Origin of the sequence: Vibrio sp. VB16 (genome assembly GCF_015594925.2) — a bacterium.
GTDB lineage: Bacteria > Pseudomonadota > Gammaproteobacteria > Enterobacterales > Vibrionaceae > Vibrio.
Window position 1 is genome coordinate 1,033,112 of the sequence record NZ_CP087591.1, and the last position, 17,426, is coordinate 1,050,537.

General features: G+C 41.6%; 15 protein-coding genes. 9 read left to right on the top strand and 6 right to left on the bottom strand.

Features of this window, described 5'->3' with window-relative positions; genetic code table 11:
• Window positions 1-3 precede the first annotated feature (3 nt).
• The 3 genes from IUZ65_RS21080 to IUZ65_RS21090 form a co-directional block, all read right to left on the bottom strand.
• Window positions 4-483 carry a DUF4381 domain-containing protein gene (locus tag IUZ65_RS21080; protein WP_195705982.1) on the bottom strand — a complete coding sequence of 160 codons (480 nt, stop codon included), beginning with the start codon at window positions 481-483 and terminating at the stop codon, window positions 4-6.
• Window positions 480-1,409: a DUF58 domain-containing protein gene (locus tag IUZ65_RS21085; protein ID WP_195705983.1), complete on the bottom strand. Its 930-nt coding sequence runs from the start codon at window positions 1,407-1,409 to the stop codon at window positions 480-482. Before IUZ65_RS21085 ends, IUZ65_RS21080 begins: the two co-directional genes overlap by 4 nt.
• 73 nt (window positions 1,410-1,482) lie before the next feature.
• The gene (locus IUZ65_RS21090; RefSeq protein WP_195705984.1) at window positions 1,483-2,439 is read right to left on the bottom strand and encodes an AAA family ATPase; all 957 of its coding nucleotides are present in this window, start codon (window positions 2,437-2,439) and stop codon (window positions 1,483-1,485) included.
• A 318-nt stretch (window positions 2,440-2,757) separates the two neighbouring features.
• Between IUZ65_RS21090 and IUZ65_RS21095 the strand changes: the two genes are divergently transcribed.
• Both IUZ65_RS21095 and IUZ65_RS21100 read left to right on the top strand, forming a co-directional pair.
• On the top strand, window positions 2,758-2,958 hold the full coding sequence (locus tag IUZ65_RS21095; RefSeq protein WP_195705985.1) for a restriction endonuclease subunit S: 201 nt from the start codon (window positions 2,758-2,760) through the stop codon (window positions 2,956-2,958).
• A 267-nt stretch (window positions 2,959-3,225) separates the two neighbouring features.
• Window positions 3,226-4,770, top strand: coding sequence for a DUF3369 domain-containing protein (locus IUZ65_RS21100; RefSeq protein ID WP_195705986.1), 1,545 nt, complete (start codon window positions 3,226-3,228; stop codon window positions 4,768-4,770).
• Window positions 4,771-4,930: 160 nt separating this feature from the next.
• On the opposite strand, the gene IUZ65_RS21105 is transcribed toward IUZ65_RS21100, so the two are convergent.
• Window positions 4,931-6,886, bottom strand: a complete 1,956-nt coding sequence (locus tag IUZ65_RS21105) for a PAS domain-containing sensor histidine kinase (protein ID WP_195705987.1) — start codon at window positions 6,884-6,886, stop codon at window positions 4,931-4,933.
• Between the two features lie 263 nt (window positions 6,887-7,149).
• Here IUZ65_RS21105 and IUZ65_RS21110 point away from each other — a divergent pair, with 263 nt between their 5' ends.
• The 3 genes from IUZ65_RS21110 to ppnP all read left to right on the top strand — a co-directional run bounded on the left by IUZ65_RS21110 (window position 7,150) and on the right by ppnP (window position 11,563).
• The gene (locus IUZ65_RS21110; RefSeq protein ID WP_195705988.1) at window positions 7,150-8,058 is read left to right on the top strand and encodes a DUF808 domain-containing protein; all 909 of its coding nucleotides are present in this window, start codon (window positions 7,150-7,152) and stop codon (window positions 8,056-8,058) included.
• Between the two features lie 157 nt (window positions 8,059-8,215).
• Window positions 8,216-10,708 carry a sensor domain-containing protein gene (locus IUZ65_RS21115; protein ID WP_195705989.1) on the top strand — a complete coding sequence of 831 codons (2,493 nt, stop codon included), beginning with the start codon at window positions 8,216-8,218 and terminating at the stop codon, window positions 10,706-10,708.
• Window positions 10,709-11,281: 573 nt separating this feature from the next.
• Window positions 11,282-11,563: a pyrimidine/purine nucleoside phosphorylase gene (gene ppnP, locus IUZ65_RS21120; protein ID WP_195705990.1), complete on the top strand. Its 282-nt coding sequence runs from the start codon at window positions 11,282-11,284 to the stop codon at window positions 11,561-11,563.
• A 192-nt stretch (window positions 11,564-11,755) separates the two neighbouring features.
• On the opposite strand, the gene IUZ65_RS21125 is transcribed toward ppnP, so the two are convergent.
• Window positions 11,756-12,178, bottom strand: coding sequence for an organic hydroperoxide resistance protein (locus tag IUZ65_RS21125; RefSeq protein ID WP_195705991.1), 423 nt, complete (start codon window positions 12,176-12,178; stop codon window positions 11,756-11,758).
• A 110-nt stretch (window positions 12,179-12,288) separates the two neighbouring features.
• On the opposite strand from IUZ65_RS21125, the gene IUZ65_RS21130 reads away from it, so the two are divergent.
• The 3 genes from IUZ65_RS21130 to IUZ65_RS21140 all read left to right on the top strand — a co-directional run bounded on the left by IUZ65_RS21130 (window position 12,289) and on the right by IUZ65_RS21140 (window position 13,929).
• Window positions 12,289-12,741 (top strand): MarR family winged helix-turn-helix transcriptional regulator, encoded by a 453-nt coding sequence (locus tag IUZ65_RS21130; RefSeq protein ID WP_195705992.1) that lies wholly within the window; start codon window positions 12,289-12,291, stop codon window positions 12,739-12,741.
• 29 nt (window positions 12,742-12,770) lie between these two features.
• The gene (locus IUZ65_RS21135) at window positions 12,771-13,385 is read left to right on the top strand and encodes a fumarylacetoacetate hydrolase family protein (RefSeq protein WP_195705993.1); all 615 of its coding nucleotides are present in this window, start codon (window positions 12,771-12,773) and stop codon (window positions 13,383-13,385) included.
• Window positions 13,386-13,581: 196 nt separating this feature from the next.
• The gene (locus IUZ65_RS21140; protein ID WP_195705994.1) at window positions 13,582-13,929 is read left to right on the top strand and encodes an XRE family transcriptional regulator; all 348 of its coding nucleotides are present in this window, start codon (window positions 13,582-13,584) and stop codon (window positions 13,927-13,929) included.
• Window positions 13,930-14,034: 105 nt separating this feature from the next.
• On the opposite strand, the gene IUZ65_RS21145 is transcribed toward IUZ65_RS21140, so the two are convergent.
• Window positions 14,035-15,786 carry a sigma-54 interaction domain-containing protein gene (locus IUZ65_RS21145; protein WP_195705995.1) on the bottom strand — a complete coding sequence of 584 codons (1,752 nt, stop codon included), beginning with the start codon at window positions 15,784-15,786 and terminating at the stop codon, window positions 14,035-14,037.
• A gap of 416 nt (window positions 15,787-16,202) precedes the next feature.
• Between IUZ65_RS21145 and ygeW the strand changes: the two genes are divergently transcribed.
• A complete protein-coding gene (gene ygeW, locus IUZ65_RS21150) occupies window positions 16,203-17,390 on the top strand; it encodes a knotted carbamoyltransferase YgeW (protein ID WP_195705996.1) in 1,188 nt (395 codons plus the stop codon).
• Window positions 17,391-17,426 lie beyond the last annotated feature (36 nt).

The following is a 17,426-nucleotide window of genomic DNA, read 5'->3' on the forward strand; positions in this document are numbered from 1 at the left end:
AGGTTACCCACGGCCTCCCTTTTTTGGCGGTAATGCAGCATTCAACCAGGTTTCGCATTGGGCAACGAGCATGTCACGATTTACCCTCGATTCCTTTTGATATAAGGCGGTTGTCCACTCTTTCTCATGGGTTTCAAAAATAGGTGTCTTAACCTGTGAATCTAAAAAAACTAACCAGTTCTCGCCGGATAGGTGAGCGACGCGTCCTCTTGGGTAATAACTAAGAACGGCTTGCCTCAATATTTCCATTGCACCTGATGGTGTGATCTGATTTTTCTCTAACGAGAGCAAAGCAATCGCGGCCTTTTTGGCTCTTAGTCTTCGTTTTCGCCATTTCCAAATGACGATGACAAATAATATGGTAAAGATAAAACTGGCTAATAAGCTCCACCATCCCCACGGAAAAGGCCAGAACCCTGGAACGGAAGGGAGGTGTATCGCTTCTAAAGAAAGTGGATGGGCTACAGCAGTTGCTTCGGTCATTGATTGGTTCCGGCAATTTGAGAAATTAAGGGTTCAGCACTGGATATGGAGTAATAAGGTATCGCAAGCGAGCGACACAAAGAAGCGATTTTACGTTGTTCAGATTGAAATGCGCTTTCCAGTTTCTCCCTGTTTTGTTTCGTCGAAAAATTTAGCCATTGAGTCTGGTGGCCATTTGTTACTTTCTCTATACCTCTGAATGTGGTTTGCCCGAGTTCTAAAGGGTCATAAAACTGAATAAACTGAACTCTATTGTGCTGACGCAGTTGTGTCAGTAGTATTTTGTCAGCCTTGTGATCGAACCGAGTAAAGTCACTGCATATGATGATTTCACTGCCTTTTGGGCATAGCCGATGTAGTGCCGCCAAGCCCTTCGAAAACGAGGGCTCATTTTCAACATTGGTGTCTAGTATTTGGTTGTGCATTTTAATCAGTTGATTAAATAGTTGCAGTGGCCCTTTATTTCGCGACGTGGGCTTAATATCAAATAGCGCACTTCCGGAATCTAGAATGGCACCAATTCTGTCCTTCTGTTCTATTGCCAACCAACTAACTAGGCTTGCCATATGGGCCATTTGGACAGATTTAAGCATCAATCTAGAACCAAAGCGCATCGACTTTCCAAAATCTAAATAGAGCATGATAGGTTGCTCTCTTTCTTCATGGAATAGCTTGGTATGTGGTTTTCCTGTCCTTGCCGTGACGCGCCAATCGATAGAACGGATGTCGTCACCGGCCTGATATTGGCGAACCTCCGAGAAATTCATCCCACGACCTTTTTGCGCACTGTTATGCTGGCCGTTAAGTTGTGACCATAAGCTCTTGGCTGGAGGTAACCAGCGTACAGTTTGCGCTTTGTACTGCAACAACTCGGCAAGCGACAAGGTTACCCCGTTGGTGTGTTCTGGCAGTAATGATTCGCTCATACTTTGTTTTACAACCACAGTCGTTTCTCTGTTTTTATTAAATACCGAGTGTTTGCGGTGTGCATATCTGTCATCAAGCGCTACCGACCATTGATATTAGTTGTTGTACGACTTGGTTTGGATGGACACCTTCAGCTTGTGCAGGATAGCTTAAAAGCAATCTATGCCTCATCACTGGGAAGGCCATCTTCTGAACATCTTCAGGGGTGACATAGTCTCGGCCATCTAACCACGCACGCGCTCTTGCGCATCGGTCCAAGGCGATAGTGGCTCTTGGGCTAACGCCCATCTCCAACCACTCTGCCAATTGAGGGCTATATTTTTCGGGATGACGAGTTGCTAGAACGAGTCGAACGATATAGTGCTCGATACTTTCCGCCATATGAATAGATAGAACCTCTTTGCGAGCCTGAAAGATATCTTTTTGCGTCACGTGGGCTTTTTCTATCGCCGCCATTCCTAATGCTTCGCCACGATTCAGTCTGAGTATTTCCAGTTCACTTTCTGCTGTGGGGTATTGGACATCTAAATGCAATAAAAAGCGGTCAAGCTGTGCTTCTGGCAATGGGTAAGTGCCTTCTTGCTCAATCGGGTTTTGGGTCGCCATAACCAAAAATAATTCGGGAAGAAGGTAGGTTTTTCTGCCCGCCGTAACCTGTTTCTCAGCCATGGCTTCGAGCATCGCGGCTTGAACTTTTGCAGGGGCACGGTTGATTTCGTCCGCCAGAATTAATGAGTTGAAGATAGGCCCTGTTTGAAACGTGAACTCCCCAGTCTCGGGTCTAAATATATCGGTGCCCGTTAAGTCCGCAGGTAATAGATCTGGAGTGAACTGAATACGATGAAAGTCTCCTTCAATGCATTCTGCGAGTTTCTGTACGGCTCGGGTTTTGGCGATGCCCGGAGGGCCTTCGACCAATATATGCCCATCTGCTAGTAGGGCAACGAGTAGTTGCTGAACGAGTTCTGACTGTCCGATTATTTGTGAATCTAGATAGTTTTGAAGTCTTTGAAATGTTTCTGAATGCATCTACGACATATCTCCTGCTTTTAATGCTTTGTCGTCTGAAACGAGAATAAGTTCCTAACCGACGAATTGATTGCTTGATTTTTGTTCAATATAGAATCTAAACCCTTAGCCTAGGGGTATTGATACAATCATGCAGCTATAAACAATATGCTATTTAGGCAATGCATTTCAAGCGACTTCCGGTTCAAATCAACAGGTAACGAACGGATTTGATATTAGGCTACCCCATATCGTTACCTAGCTAAACGAGTTTTTCTAGAATCAATTTGTGGAAATGGGTAAACTTCACATAATTCACAGTAATGTAAGGTTTTGAAAATGAGTGATTTGGAAAAAGAACTAGAGAACATGGCTCTAGAAATGGGTACGGAAGACGAGACTAAACTACCCACATTAGAAGAACAGAAGGCGGTGGTTGAAGAGCTGAATAGATTAGAGAAAGAAGGGAAATTAACCCCTGAAGTACTCGAAAAACATTTCGGTCAATTCAATAAAAATTCAGATAAACCTATTCATTAAGTTTACTGGCTGGACTTCTATATAAGGGCTACTATTTTGTTGTCACTCTTTTATTTTTAAAGTGGCCCGTAGCGAAAAATGTCATCAGTGAGATTAATTGTATCTACAGGATAAAAATTGATGTCTCAATTCGAGAAATTCCTAAGTCAGTTTGTCACGTTGTGCTTGATTTTTTAGTATAAATGCTCATTCTAAGGTATGGGTTCTATCTTAATACTTGTGATCTAATTAAACAGTAGAGTCTAACTTTTATGTTAAGGGGTGGGAATGGAGTTGTTCGCTGATTTACGCGATCCTAATAGTGAGAAGGTTCTAACTGAAAAAGTTATAAAACCTAGAACTCCGTGGCGTGTATTACTTGTCGATGATGATGAACAGATGCATCAGATCACTCAAATTGCGTTGAGTGGATTTGAATTTCAAGATCGTGGTCTTGAACTCATTTCAGCGTATTCTGGCGCTCAGGCTAGAGAAATAGTAGATTCTGAAAAAAATATTGCCATTGCTTTGATCGATGTTGTAATGGAGACCGAACATGCGGGACTAGAGCTCGTACACTATATTCGTTCAGAGTGTAAGAATCACCTTACCCGTCTCGTACTGAGAACCGGACAAGCAGGACAAGCACCAGAAGATGTCGTGATCCGTGAATATGAAATAGACGACTATAAAGAAAAAACAGAATTAACAACCCAGAAGCTAAGAACCTTATTGTATTCTTCTCTCAGAGCCTATAGAGATATCTGTTTAATTGAAGATCAAAAGCAAGGGCTTAGCCGCGTCATTAAGGCCTCTGCAAATGTTCAGAGTACGGGTACCCTTAAAACCTATGCGACGAGTGTACTTGAACAGCTTACAGGCCTGCTAAAGTTAGATGCCTCCGCATTCTACTGTATCGTTCAACCTAGCGAAGAGGGTGAAGCCACTCGCGCCCTGACATTGGCAGCGACTGGGGATTTTGTTCATTTTCATCCAAAATATTCTCTCGAATTGTTACCAGAAATTGTGGCCCTGCGTTGCCAAGATGCGATCCATAATGAACGATCCGAGAATTATCCTGATGCATACGTTTTTTATAGTGTGGACGATCAGGGTGTAAAAAGTATTCTTTATATAAACTTGATTACTGAGCTTACTGAGCTTGATAAGCAGTTGCTCGAATTATATATGCAGAATATATGTTTAACGTTTGAAAATATTAATTTGATGGTGGACCTGCAAGATACCACGAAAGAGTTGGTTTACAATCTAGCGAATGCCGTTGAAGCCCGTAGTAAAGAGACCGGGGCTCATGTACAGAGAGTGTCGTTAATTAGTGAGCATCTTGGTTTGCTTTATGGTTTGTCGGAAAAAGAAACCACAATGTTAAAGCACGCTTCGCCGCTGCATGATGTTGGTAAGGTTGCGATACCGGATAGTATTTTGCATAAACCAGGCAAACTCAATAAAGAAGAGTGGGCTATTATGCAAAAGCATGTTGATTATGGCGTTGAGATATTGAGTAATTCAAAACGTCAGTTGATGCTTGTTGCAAAAGAGATTGCAGGAAACCACCATGAAAAGTGGGACGGAACGGGTTACCCAAATAAATTACAAGCTGAAAATATCCCTATTAGCGGCCGTTTAACGGCTATCGCAGATGTGTTTGACGCACTTGGCTCTAAACGTAGTTATAAAGAACCATGGTCGAATGAGGATATAAAAGCGGAGATTATTAATCAACGGGGCAAACATTTTGACCCTAAATTGGTTGATTTGATGATTGCACATTGGGATGACTTCGTTGAAATTAGAGCAAGACACCCCGACTAATGACTTCGCGTAATTCAACACCGTAATAAATCAATAGGCAAAATAAAGGGCGACAGAATGTCGCCCTTTATTTTGCCTATTGAAGTTTGCTTCTTTAAAGCCACATTACGAGGTAGTTATGTGTTCTATTTGCCATTAGGTGCTTACCTGTTCGGAAAATTTACGCATCGGAAACGATGATCTTTTTGTCCACACTATTATCCAGTATACGCGGTAATTTGAAGGTCAGGTGTACACCTTGACCGAGTTCTGAATCGAAAGTTAGTTTCCCTTTCATTTTATGCTGTATAAGGTTGAATACAAGATAGAGCCCTAGACCAGATCCGCCTTTACCTCTTTTGCTCGTAAAGAAAGGTTCAAATATTTTCTGATGTAAAGATTTATCGATTCCTGCTCCGTTATCTCGGTACTCAAACACCACATCATCCCCGTCTTCAACAAACGAAATTGAAATTTCCGGTGTTGTTTGAGTGGAAAAAGCATGATTAACGCTATTAAGGACAAGGTTAGATACAACTTGAGTGAGAACGCCCGGCAAGCTATTCATGACTAATTCCGTGTCACCTATAAGCTGCGGTTCGACGGGAATCTTTCTTGTCTCTGGGTGCAGGCTGGCGAGCAGTGACACAAGTACCTGATAAACAGAGAATGATATTCGACTTTCCGAAACTTGATCAACCGCGGTTTGCTTGAAGTCTTTAATCAACTGTGCTGCTCGGTTCAAATTGCTCTCCAGCATAGAATTGCTATCGCCAAGTCGTTTCATTAGGTTGGAAAACTGGGTTGTTGTGAGTGTTTGCTTAGCGAAACTTTGGTTTAGATCGTCGATGCCCTCACGAATAATAGAGGCTGCCGTGACCGATATCCCTAGAGGAGTATTTACCTCATGGGCAACACCTGATACCAATCCACCAAGCGCTGCAAGCTTCTCCGATTCAATCAACTGCTGTTGAGTCTGTTTTAATTGAGACATGCTGGTCTCAAGATCTTGTGTTCGTTCGCTTACTTTTCTTTCTAAATTATTATTAAGTTCTTCGAGTTCAATCTGAGCTTGTTGTAGAACCGTTATATCAATAGTTGTACCTCGAAAACTAATGAATTTTCCATTTTTATAGTTCGCGATAGCTTGAAATAATAGGTAGTGGGCCATTCCATTAATGACGACAGTTTCTTGGCATAATGAAAAGCTCTGCTTTTTCTCAATGTTTGAGAGTAACGTTCTGGCGTTGCGCAGCACAGGTAGGTCTCTAAAATGCACTTTGGCGAACTCATCAATGCCTAAACTATGCCGCATTTCGATAGATGCATAAATTAGGGCGTCATTGTTGTCCGTTTCCCACAGCCAATCAGAGGCTACATTAGCAAAATCACTAAAGCGTTCCTGTTCATAACGGATATTGTTATATAGGAGCGTCAGGCGTGTGGTAATTTTATTGGTCTCGTTACCCAGTTGGCTGAGTTCGTCAGACGCGTGGGTGATAACTTTTGCTGACGGCAGATCAAGCGGCTTACTTGGATGCCTAGGGTTATATTTCTGTAGATATTTACTGATAGAGAATATTCGCTTGTTAATGCTCTCGTGAATAACGAGCATTATGACCAAGCAGACGATGAGTGTTTTAAAACCATTGATAGCGAGCGTAATTAGAAACTGTGTCAGCAGATAATCGTAGATTTCCTGTTCATCTGATTCGACTCGAAGGGTACCCAGAACTTCCGGATCTTCATGATAACTGGATTGATAAACAATAAGATATTCATCCGTGATTGCGTTCTTTTTTACCGGGTCACCAGCATAATAAAGTTCGTTGGCAGAGCGAACTTCTAAGTAATTGATTCGTGGTAGATTGATCAGGCCTTCAAGTTTTTGCTGCAAAAGTTTGAGGTCAAACTCCCATAAAGAGGCGGCGAGTAGAGGCACATGTATGGTTTCAATTTCTTGATGTCGACTCTCTACTTCATTGACTTCTCTCGAATAATCCCATGCAAGCTGAAATGTTGTCGCGGTTAGCGTCACCATGCTACTTATTAGAACCATAATTAGGGTGATTCGTTTGCCAATGCGGCTTCGCATTGGGTTTTCGATTAAACCGGTTAATTCTCTTATCTTACCCATATCCATCCTTAGAACGATCATCAGAATCAGTATAAACGTATATACAAGGATTCGAAAACAGACTATTTATCATAACGTGAAGTTATTACACCGCTAATTATAAGAATGCCCGCTTATGAGCAAATCGATGAACAATTATATTCTTTTTGACGCGTAATTTTTTCCTGTTGACTGAATTGAGTTAAGAAGAGAGATATTAATCGGATCGTTTTGCCTAAATGTGCTGTAATTGTTGTTCTTGGTTTGGATTCAAAGGATGAAAAATGGCGGGTGCAAGTCTATTAACGTTACTGGATGATATTGCTAGTGTATTGGATGATATTGCCCTGTTATCTAAAGTTGCGGCAAAAAAGACGGCCGGCGTCTTGGGTGATGACCTTGCTCTTAACGCACAGCAAGTTTCTGGTGTTGCGTCAGAAAGGGAGATTCCTGTCGTTTGGGCTGTCGCCAAAGGGTCGTTTCGCAATAAACTTATCTTAGTTCCAGCCGCATTGCTTATCAGTGCTATCGCTCCGTGGCTAATTACACCACTGCTTCTCGTTGGTGGTTTATATCTTAGCTATGAGGGAGCAGAAAAAGTAATCGAGAAATTTTTTCATAAGAAACAAAAAAGTGAAGACTCCGCACCCGTTTTCAGCGAAGTTGGATCACCAGAAGAGTATGAGAAACAGAAGATAAATGGTGCAATTAGAACCGATTTTATACTGTCAGCCGAGATTATAGTGATTGCACTGGGTACGGTTCAAGGCCAGCCAGTATTGACTCAAATTTTGGTGGTGAGCACGATAGCTGTTCTAATGACGATAGGCGTTTATGGACTGGTAGCAGGTATCGTGAAAATAGATGATCTCGGTTTCTATATGCAAGAGCGCAAGCGTTCCCGTGTTTTAGTCTCAGTAGGAAATGGCTTGGTTGCTGGTGCACCCAAATTGATGCACTTATTAACAATAGTCGGTACGGCAGCTATGTTCTTAGTGGGGGGAGGGATCGTTGTCCACAGTATTCCAGTCATCCATCACTTGATAGAACCCGTATTATTTAATTTACCGCATATCAGTGTTGTAGAATCACTAGTACCGATAGTCTTTAACGGGCTCATTGGGCTTTTGTCTGGTGTCATTTTGGTTGGTATTGTCTCTATTGTTGCCAAAATTAAGTTAATAAAAAGTTAAAATAGTAGTCGCTTATACGTCTGAATTGTTTGTTAGTTAACGTATTGCGAGGTTATTTCTTCCTTTCAGTTCGCATTCCTTTATATTTATACTGATACTATTATAATTAGTATGTGGTGTCAGAGTTTAAATTATTAAACATACGTAGAAGTAGGTCATGGTAGAAATCGACGTCCCTGTAGAAGTGCGCAAAAACTGGAAAAAAGTACTCGTTAGTTATCAAAACGTATTAGGTTACGAGCTTGTGCTGTGCACAACAGTTAAACACAATGTTTATCAGCCGATTGTGTATTCTTCAGAATCAATCGATTACGTAAAATATACATTAGAAGTGGATGCCTTTTCTAAGCTTGTGTTATCCCATAACGCAATTTATTCAAAACCCTGTTTGGTTGATGGCTTTAATTACTCTGTTGGCATACCGATAACGTGGTCAAGCATGTCTCATTTTGGTGTGTTATTGGCCTTCAGTAAAGATAAGCCAATTCAAGTAGAACATTATGATTTATTGAAAGGGATTGTGAGTCAAATAGAGCAAGACCTCGTCAATACATATAGAGACAATCAAAGAGAGTTTCGGGTTGATTTGACCAGTATTGTTGACCATCGCTCAACACCAGAATTTCAAAGTTTTATCGATAGTTTTAGCGACCATTTATGGGTAAAAAACTTAGACGGTGTTTACACCCATTGTAATCGTGAAGTGAGTAAAGCGTGGGGTAAACCTGTCTCTGAGATTATAGGTAAAACTGATCTCGAGTTATTCGATCCTGAGATAGCGGAAAAATTTGAGATTGCAGACAACGAGGTTGTTGTTGCGGGAAAGCAGACCGTTGTTGAAGAATGCGCTAATGCTGTTAATCCTCAAAGTAAAACATGGTTAGAGACGATTAAAGCGCCTATGTTGGATGACCAAGGTCAAACGATTGGAATTATTGGTATGACACGAAATGTGACCAATAGAAAAGCGATTGAAGATCAATTATTGGTTGCCGCGACGGTTTTTGAAAACTCTATTGAAGGTGTCATTATCTCCAATAGAGATGGCATGATTATCTATGTAAATAAAGCGTTCTGCGAGATCACAGGGTATCAAGAGCTAGAGGCCATTGGGCGTAATCCGAGGTTTTTGAAATCGGGTCGTCATGAGAAAAGTTTTTATCGTGAAATTTGGAAGGATCTATTCAATCAAGGTCAATGGAAAGGCGAAATATGGAACAGGCGAAAGAATGGTGAAATTTTCCCTGAGCTTTCGACAATCAGTGTTGTGTATGATGATAAGAGAAATATCTGTAATTACGTCGCTGTATTTTCAGATATTTCTCAACAGAAACAGCAAGAAAATGACCTTCAACACATGGCGTATCATGACCCACTGACCGATCTACCTAATCGTACTAAGCTAACCAATCAAATAAAGCAGGAAATATATCACGCAAAACGAAACCAAGAACTGTTTGCGACGATCTTCATTGATATAGACCATTTTAAACATGTTAATGACAGCTACGGTCACCTTGTGGGTGATGAAGTATTGTGTGAAATAGCCTCTAGATTGAAAGGTATTTTACGCGAAGTTGATACCGTTTCTCGAATTGGGGGCGATGAGTTTGTTTTGCTTCTCCCTGCTATCGCCGACCTAGAGTCTATATCAATCATTGCCCCTAAAATCATGTCTATTTTTGATAAACCGATTGGATTAGATAAGACAGACTCGATCCGACTGACCGGTAGCATGGGGATCGCGCTTTATCCGCAAGATGGAGAGGATAGCGACCTACTATTGAGCAACTCAGATGCCGCTATGTACAGGGCTAAGAAAACAGGTCGAAATAACTATGCCTATTATACGGAAGCCTTAACGAAGCAATCGGAATCGCACCTAAAGCTTCAGGCTGCGCTTCATGATGCGCTTGATCATGAGCTGTTCTTTCTGGTGTATCAACCTCAAGTGGATATGATTACAGGTAGGTTAATCGGTTTTGAATCGTTGCTACGTTGGAATGATCCAAAATTGGGTTCAGTATCACCTGATGAATTTATTCCTATTGCAGAAAAAACCGGTTTAATACAAGAGATTGGACTGCGTGTCGTAAAGGAAGCCTGTAAGCAGGCAATAGAATGGCGTGATAAAGGTTTCAAATTCGGTCGTATTGCTGTCAATGTCGCGGGTGCTCAACTACAGCGGTCCAACTTTGCCGAATTGGTCATTTCGGTGCTTAAAGAAGCCGATTTAGAAGCGAAATATCTTGAACTCGAAGTGACAGAGGGTTTTATGATGAGTAATGCAGAAAACGCTGTCAAGCAATTGGAAACGTTGCGCGCACATGGAATAGAGTTGTCCATGGATGATTTTGGTACAGGGTATTCGTCGTTAAGTTATTTACAAAAACTCCCGCTCAATACATTGAAAATTGATCGTTCTTTTGTGATGAATCTTCCTGAAAATAAGCACGATGTGGCGATTACCGATGCCATTATTGCACTTGGAAACGCGATGTCACTTAATGTTATTGCCGAGGGTGTAGAGACGCTCGAACAAGCGGATTTTCTTGTACAAAGAGGGTGCAGGTACGCGCAAGGTTATTATTTTAGCAGGCCATTACCAGCGAAAGAACTCATCCCATTATTGGAACAGAAAAATGCTTAACTAAACCCCAGTTTATCGTCTTTCCTGTGTAATCCTCATCGGCATCATCTAAGAAAAACATCCATCCATTATACCCGTAAAACAGGAATGCTGTTCGGTTAAGGTTATTTACACCTGTCATCCTGACGAAAACTGACCTGTTTTCACGAAAACCGACGTCATCCTCATGAAAATGGGGATCTAAACTCACCAAGATTCCCGTTTTCACGGGAATGACGAAGTATTTAGCACTAACCGAACAGTATTACGTAAAACAGGAATGCTGTTCGGTTAAGGTTATTTACACCTGTTATCCCGACGAAAACTGACCTGTTTTCACGAAAACCGACGTCATCCCCATGAAAATGGGGATCTAATATCACCAAGATTCCCGTTTTCACGGGAATGACGAAGTATTTAGCACTAACCGAACAGTATTACGTAAAACAGGGAATAGCGGATGGTGTAGATTCTGACCGTAAATCGAGGTAGCAAGGGGCCTTTCTACGGGGGTATTTTAGCTATATTGCTTGTGAATTGGTGTAAATTCTTATACAAATATGGGTTCAATAAATAAAACAACAAGGATGTAAAATGATCAAAGAAAATACTTACTTTGACGGTGGTGTTAAGTCGTTAGGTTTTACTCAGCAAGATGGAGACAGCAGTGTTGGCGTTATGGCTCCGGGTGAATATACATTTGGCACGGGTGCACCGGAAAAGATGACGGTAGTGAAAGGGGCATTAACGATCAAGCGTACAGACGAAGAGCAATGGACGACGTTTGTGGCAGGGCAAGCTTTTGACGTCGTTGGTGACTCATCTTTTGATGTAAAAGTAGAAGAGCCGACGGCGTATCTTTGCGAATATCTTTAATTCGATAACCCAAGTGTCGACCCCCTAAACTGGGTCAATAGATGATAAAAAAGAGCCTACTCGCATTGGGAGCAGGCTCGAATATCGTCATAGGCAGTGGACGTCTATTTCGATGTTTCTTTTCTAAATAGAACTAATCTGGAAACGCAATGGGTCACAAACTTACTTAGCTTGGTATAACCAGTGTTCAGGTTAAATGGCTTCACCGTTTATGTTGATAGCCACATCAATGTTACCGCGAGTTGCATTCGAGTACGGGCAAATCTTATGTGCCATGCGCACTATCTCTAATGCATTTTCTTGCGGTAAATCTAGTGTTGCAGCTAGGCTGACAGTGAGAGCGAAACCGCCTTCTGCATTTGGTCCAATACCGACTTCTGCGGTTACTGGTGCTTGGTCAATATTGACTTTAGTTTCGCGAGCAACATGAAGAATCGCATTCGAGAAACAAGCAGAATAACCCGCCGCAAATAGTTGCTCAGGGTTGGTCGCCGTACCTGAACCGCCCATTTCTTTCGGATAACTTAAATTCACTTCAAGCAAACCATCGTCTGTTGCTACCTTGCCGTTACGACCAGCTAATGCCGTTGCTTTGGTTTTGTATATCGTTGTCATAGTAAGTTACCTTGTTATTAAGTTGCGCACAATTAAGTTGCGTTCAATTATAAGTCGAAGTTAGATTGAAATGCAAGTATATTGTGCGCAATATTGTTTGGGGATAAATTATGACATCGGGCCGTTTTACCGTAGATGAAAAAGCATTGGAATTGGATAATCAAGTCTGTTTCCCTTTATATAGCGCGGCAAACGCCGTAATTCGCGCTTATCGGCCTCTTTTGTTGGAGATTGATCTCACCTATTCTCAATACCTTGTAATGATGGTGTTGTGGAAGACCAATGGAATCAATGTAAAAGAATTGGGAAATAAACTTCATCTGGATTCTGGCACCTTGACACCGCTTTTAAAGCGGCTAGAAGGTAAAGGGCTAGTCAGCAGAAAACGAGGTCTAGATGATGAAAGAGTTCGCATGTTGTACCTGACTGAACAAGGTTTAGTATTGAGAAAGAAGGCGCTTTTAGTGCCTAATGGTATGGTTTGTAAACTTGATATGGACGTTGAAGAGTTAATAGAACTGAAGCGATTATGCGAGAAGTTATTGAGTAAGTTGAACGATTGATACTTATTCATAAGTAGGGAATATAGCAGATGAATACCGTAGCGTTAGGCGATAAAAAAGTGAAACCGTCCAAGGTGCTATGCATAGGTAGAAACTATGTTGAGCATATAAAAGAGTTGAATAATGTCATTCCTGACGAGATGGTGGTATTTAACAAACCTAACTCGTCGATTTCGAATAGATTGCAATCTTTTCACCAAGAAGCCCTCCATTATGAGGCGGAAATCTGTTTTATGGTGAGGCGTAAAAAGCTGGCGGCTGTTGGGTTTGGCCTTGATCTCACTAAACGAGATTTACAAAGTCGATTGAAAGAAAAAAGACTGCCTTGGGAACGTGCAAAGGCCTTTGATGGCTCTGCCGTTTTGAGCCGATTTGTACCCTTGGATGGTGCTGATATCGATGACCTCAATATTGAGCTGTTTATCAATGGGGTTCGTATTCAAAGTGGTCATGTGAGCCAAATGCTTTACCCTCCGCAGGTAATTTTACAAGAACTCAGCCGCTATACTAACCTCGTAACCAGTGACATTGTTATGAGTGGAACACCAGCAGGTGTCGGTGTTGTTTATCAGGGTGATATATTCACTGGACGCATAAAATGTGGTGACAAAGTGATTGTCGAAGCCGAATGGGTTGCTGATTAAGCGCTATTCTCGGTCATATAATGTGGCGAGAAGTGAAGAGGTGATTACTTATTTGTCTTGGGTTCGAAGTGAATACATAGCTAGGTTGCGCTTGCTTCCAAAAAAAAATTCACAGGAACAATTTTCACGGGAATTTGACACTTTCCTCAGGTTAAAAGGCATATTCATGGCCTCTATTAATCGTTAGGAAAATAGTGTGGATTTTACACAAGAAGACAGAGAAGAGCTCTACCATGTCTGGATGTCTAAAAAGGCAAACATGAGATTAATTCAGATGGAGGTGGTCAAAAAATTAGGCATATCTCAAATGGAATTTTCAGCTCTTTTGCGTGGAAGTGCACCACTAACTTACAATTTTGTTAAACAATTTTGCCAGATCATGCACATAGAGCCACAACAAGCCATTTCATCGCTAAGAAATGGATCGTTGGCAAAGAATAAAACGGCTTTTCTAAAAACGCGCCTTTCGGTCGATGGTGAGATTCAGAGGGCCTATGTAGAGGGTAATGAAGTGATTATTGAATACATTCATAAAATGGAATAATTTCTTTATTCTAGTGCGTTAAGAGTGTGTCAACCATAAGCCTGAAGGTCCCACACCAATCGTGTAATGCCCCAACCTTAGTCAAGTTGAGGCGATGGTTGAATGCTAATGGCTATTAAGCCCATATTTTTTGATTTTTCGATAAAGGGTAGCGATTCCGATGCCTAGTTCGTCAGCAACTAATTTGCGATTACTCAATCGGCTTATTGCATCTTCAATACGGATTTTCTCCATCTCTTCAAGGCTCATTGCAAAGTCATCAATGACAACGCTCGTCGATTGTTTCTCTACTGAGGTTTGCTCGAAATAAGGGGGCAATAAATCAACGTCGATAGTGTCACCTTCAGGAACAACGTTTACCAAGTATTCAATTAAGTTACTGAGCTCGCGAACGTTGCCCGGCCAGTGATAGGCATTGAGCCTAGCCATCGTTTCATCGGTAATACCTGGGTAAGCAACACCAATTTTTCGTGTATGTATATCTAGAAAAAACTGCACGAGAAGCTCAACGTCGCCTTCGCGTTCTTTGAGAGCAGGGAGATGAATTGGGATTACGTTTAGGCGGTAATATAGATCTTCACGGAATCGGTTTGACGCGATCATTTCGGCGAAATCACGGTTGGTCGCAGACACGATTCGAATATCGATTGGAATGGAAGTATTTGAACCAATAGGCTTAACCTCACGCTCTTCCAACACTCTAAGTAATTTGGCCTGCAATGTCATCGACATATCGCCAATTTCATCCAGAAACAATGTCCCTTGATTGGCGGCTTGAATTAGGCCTGTTTTGCCTTTAGTTGAGGCGCCAGTAAATGCCCCTTTTACATAACCAAAAAGTTCACTTTCTAGAAGTTGTTCGGGTATCGCCGCGCAGTTAATAGCGATAAAGGGTTGATCACTGCGAGTGCTTAAATCATGAACGGCGTGAGCGATGACTTCTTTACCGGTTCCACTTTCACCATTAATGAGCACACTTGAAGGGCTACTGGCGATACGTGATATTAAGGTTTTCAGTTGGTGCATTTTCTTACATTCACCAATGACACTGGTGAACTGTGGTTGCGGTTCGTTAATCGAAAACGATTTATTCGGTTGGTGAAAACTCATTAGGAACAATTGGTGACCACGGGCATCATGAAATTGACCCACGACTAATTCCTGGCGTTCACCAAGAGAAATAATATGTTGCTGATTCCCTTTCAATTCGTTGTTATGCAAAGAGAGTGGCTGAATATTAACTTCTACGGTTGATAACGCTTCGCGCTCTATATTGAGATTGGTAAGAGCCGGTTGGTTACCATATTTTACTTGGCGATTACCATCTAGCACGAGTACGCCTTGATCCATATTCTCTATCAGGCTCGTTAATACTTCATCCAGACCAGCTTCGTGCTCCTTGTCGCTGGCCAATACTTTTGCCACTACAACCTGAGAGATATGCTGAATGTAGTCGGAAAATAACGAAACATTGTCTTTGATTCTTTCTCGTGACTCTTCAGTGAAGGCAACGAGACTAATCACCCCTACGCAGCGGTCTTCAACCATGATCGGTACGCCCAGAAAAGCCGTTTCACGACAAGTCGCTATATTGTCACAACCTTTGCAAATTGGATCTGTACGTGATTTTAGAACGACTTTTTCTTGATGAGTCTCAAGGATGTACCTGAATATTCTGGAGCTTTTGTTTGCTTTCTTACCAAAGAGTTTGCTATACGGCCCAGTGCCCGCAACACGAACTAAATCGGCATCGACGACTTCTGCATCAAGTTGAAGTACCGCTGACAGCATTTGTGTAAAACGCAATATCGTTGGTTGAAGTTGCATTAGTTCGGATTGCTGAGTGTTTTTTAGCATATAGAGATCTACTCAAGAAATGACATACCAAGTTAACAAGATTGATATCAAGGAAGATTGATGTATGTCAGATTTTGCAATGCGCTTGGCAGAATGAAATGGGATCTGAGGACTGCATCACACACGGATATCAATATGATAAACCGCTATTTGGCTACTATCATTTTGGTCGCTATCACTGATAGTGATTGATAGTTCAATAGACGAGATATTGCGAAGTAAAAACAGATCAAAAAGTATAACTTATTGTATTTAAAGGAGTAGTAAGCTTTATCAGATTATTTTACCAGTTACTTACGTTATTGGCATAGATATTGGAATAAAGGAATCAGTGTCTGTTTATTTAATGGACTTTATCCAACCGAAAATTCCAGCCGCAAACGACATAATAATTTTTAATTACTGGGAAGAATAAAATGAAAAGCATTAATGAACTTATAAAGGAAATCAATGAACTAGACTCTGAACTTCATAAGAAAGATTTCCTATTAACGTGGGAACAAAGCCCTGAAGAGCTAGAGTGTGTATTAAAAACGGCGCAAGTTATCAAAGCAATGCGTCAGGAAAATATTGCTACCAACGTCTTTAAAAATGGCTTGGGCATTTCACTGTTTCGTGACAACTCAACCCGTACTCGTTTCTCCTATGCATCGGCTATTAATATGCTGGGCCTCGCTCAGCAAGATCTTGATGAAGGTAAATCTCAAATTGCTCATGGTGAAACCGTTCGTGAAACAGCGAATATGATTTCATTTTGTGCAGATGCTATCGGTATCCGTGATGACATGTATTTAGGCGCGGGTAATGCCTATATGCGCGAAGTGGGTGAAGCACTTGATGATGGTGTGAAAGAAGGTGTTCTGCCTCATCGCCCAGCATTAGTAAACTTACAGTGCGATGTCGACCACCCAACCCAATCAATGGCTGATTTAGCCTGGCTTGAAGAACATTTCGGCGATCTAGAACAGTTGAAGGGCAAAAAAATCGCGATGACGTGGGCGTATTCGCCGAGTTATGGCAAACCATTGTCAGTACCACAAGGGATTATCGGCTTGATGACCCGCTTTGGTATGGATGTGACATTGGCTCATCCAGAAGGTTATGACCTTATTCCCGAAGTTGTTGAACAAGCACGTAAGAACGCTGAAGAATCAGGTGGTAGCTTTACTCAGGTTGCCTCTATGGAAGAAGCTTTCGAAGATGCCGATATCGTCTATCCAAAATCATGGGCGCCTTATCAAGTTATGGGCCGTCGTACAGAACTTCTACGTGCCGATGATCATGATGGACTTAAAGCACTTGAGCAAGAATGTTTGGCTCAGAATGCAAAGCACAAAGATTGGCATTGTACTGAAGAAATGATGAAAAAAACCAAGGGTGGAGAGGCGCTTTATATGCATTGCCTACCTGCGGATATCACTGGCGTATCTTGTAAAGAAGGTGAAGTGGACGAAGCTGTATTCGAAAAGTACCGCATTGCCACATACAAAGAAGCGAGCTGGAAGCCATATATCATTGCGGCCATGATTTTGAACCGTAAATACCAAGCCCCAGGTGACATCTTACAACAGTTGTTAGACGAGTCCGAAAAACGCGTCAAATAACCCGATGTCCCACAACGAGACAACTGGCTAATGTTA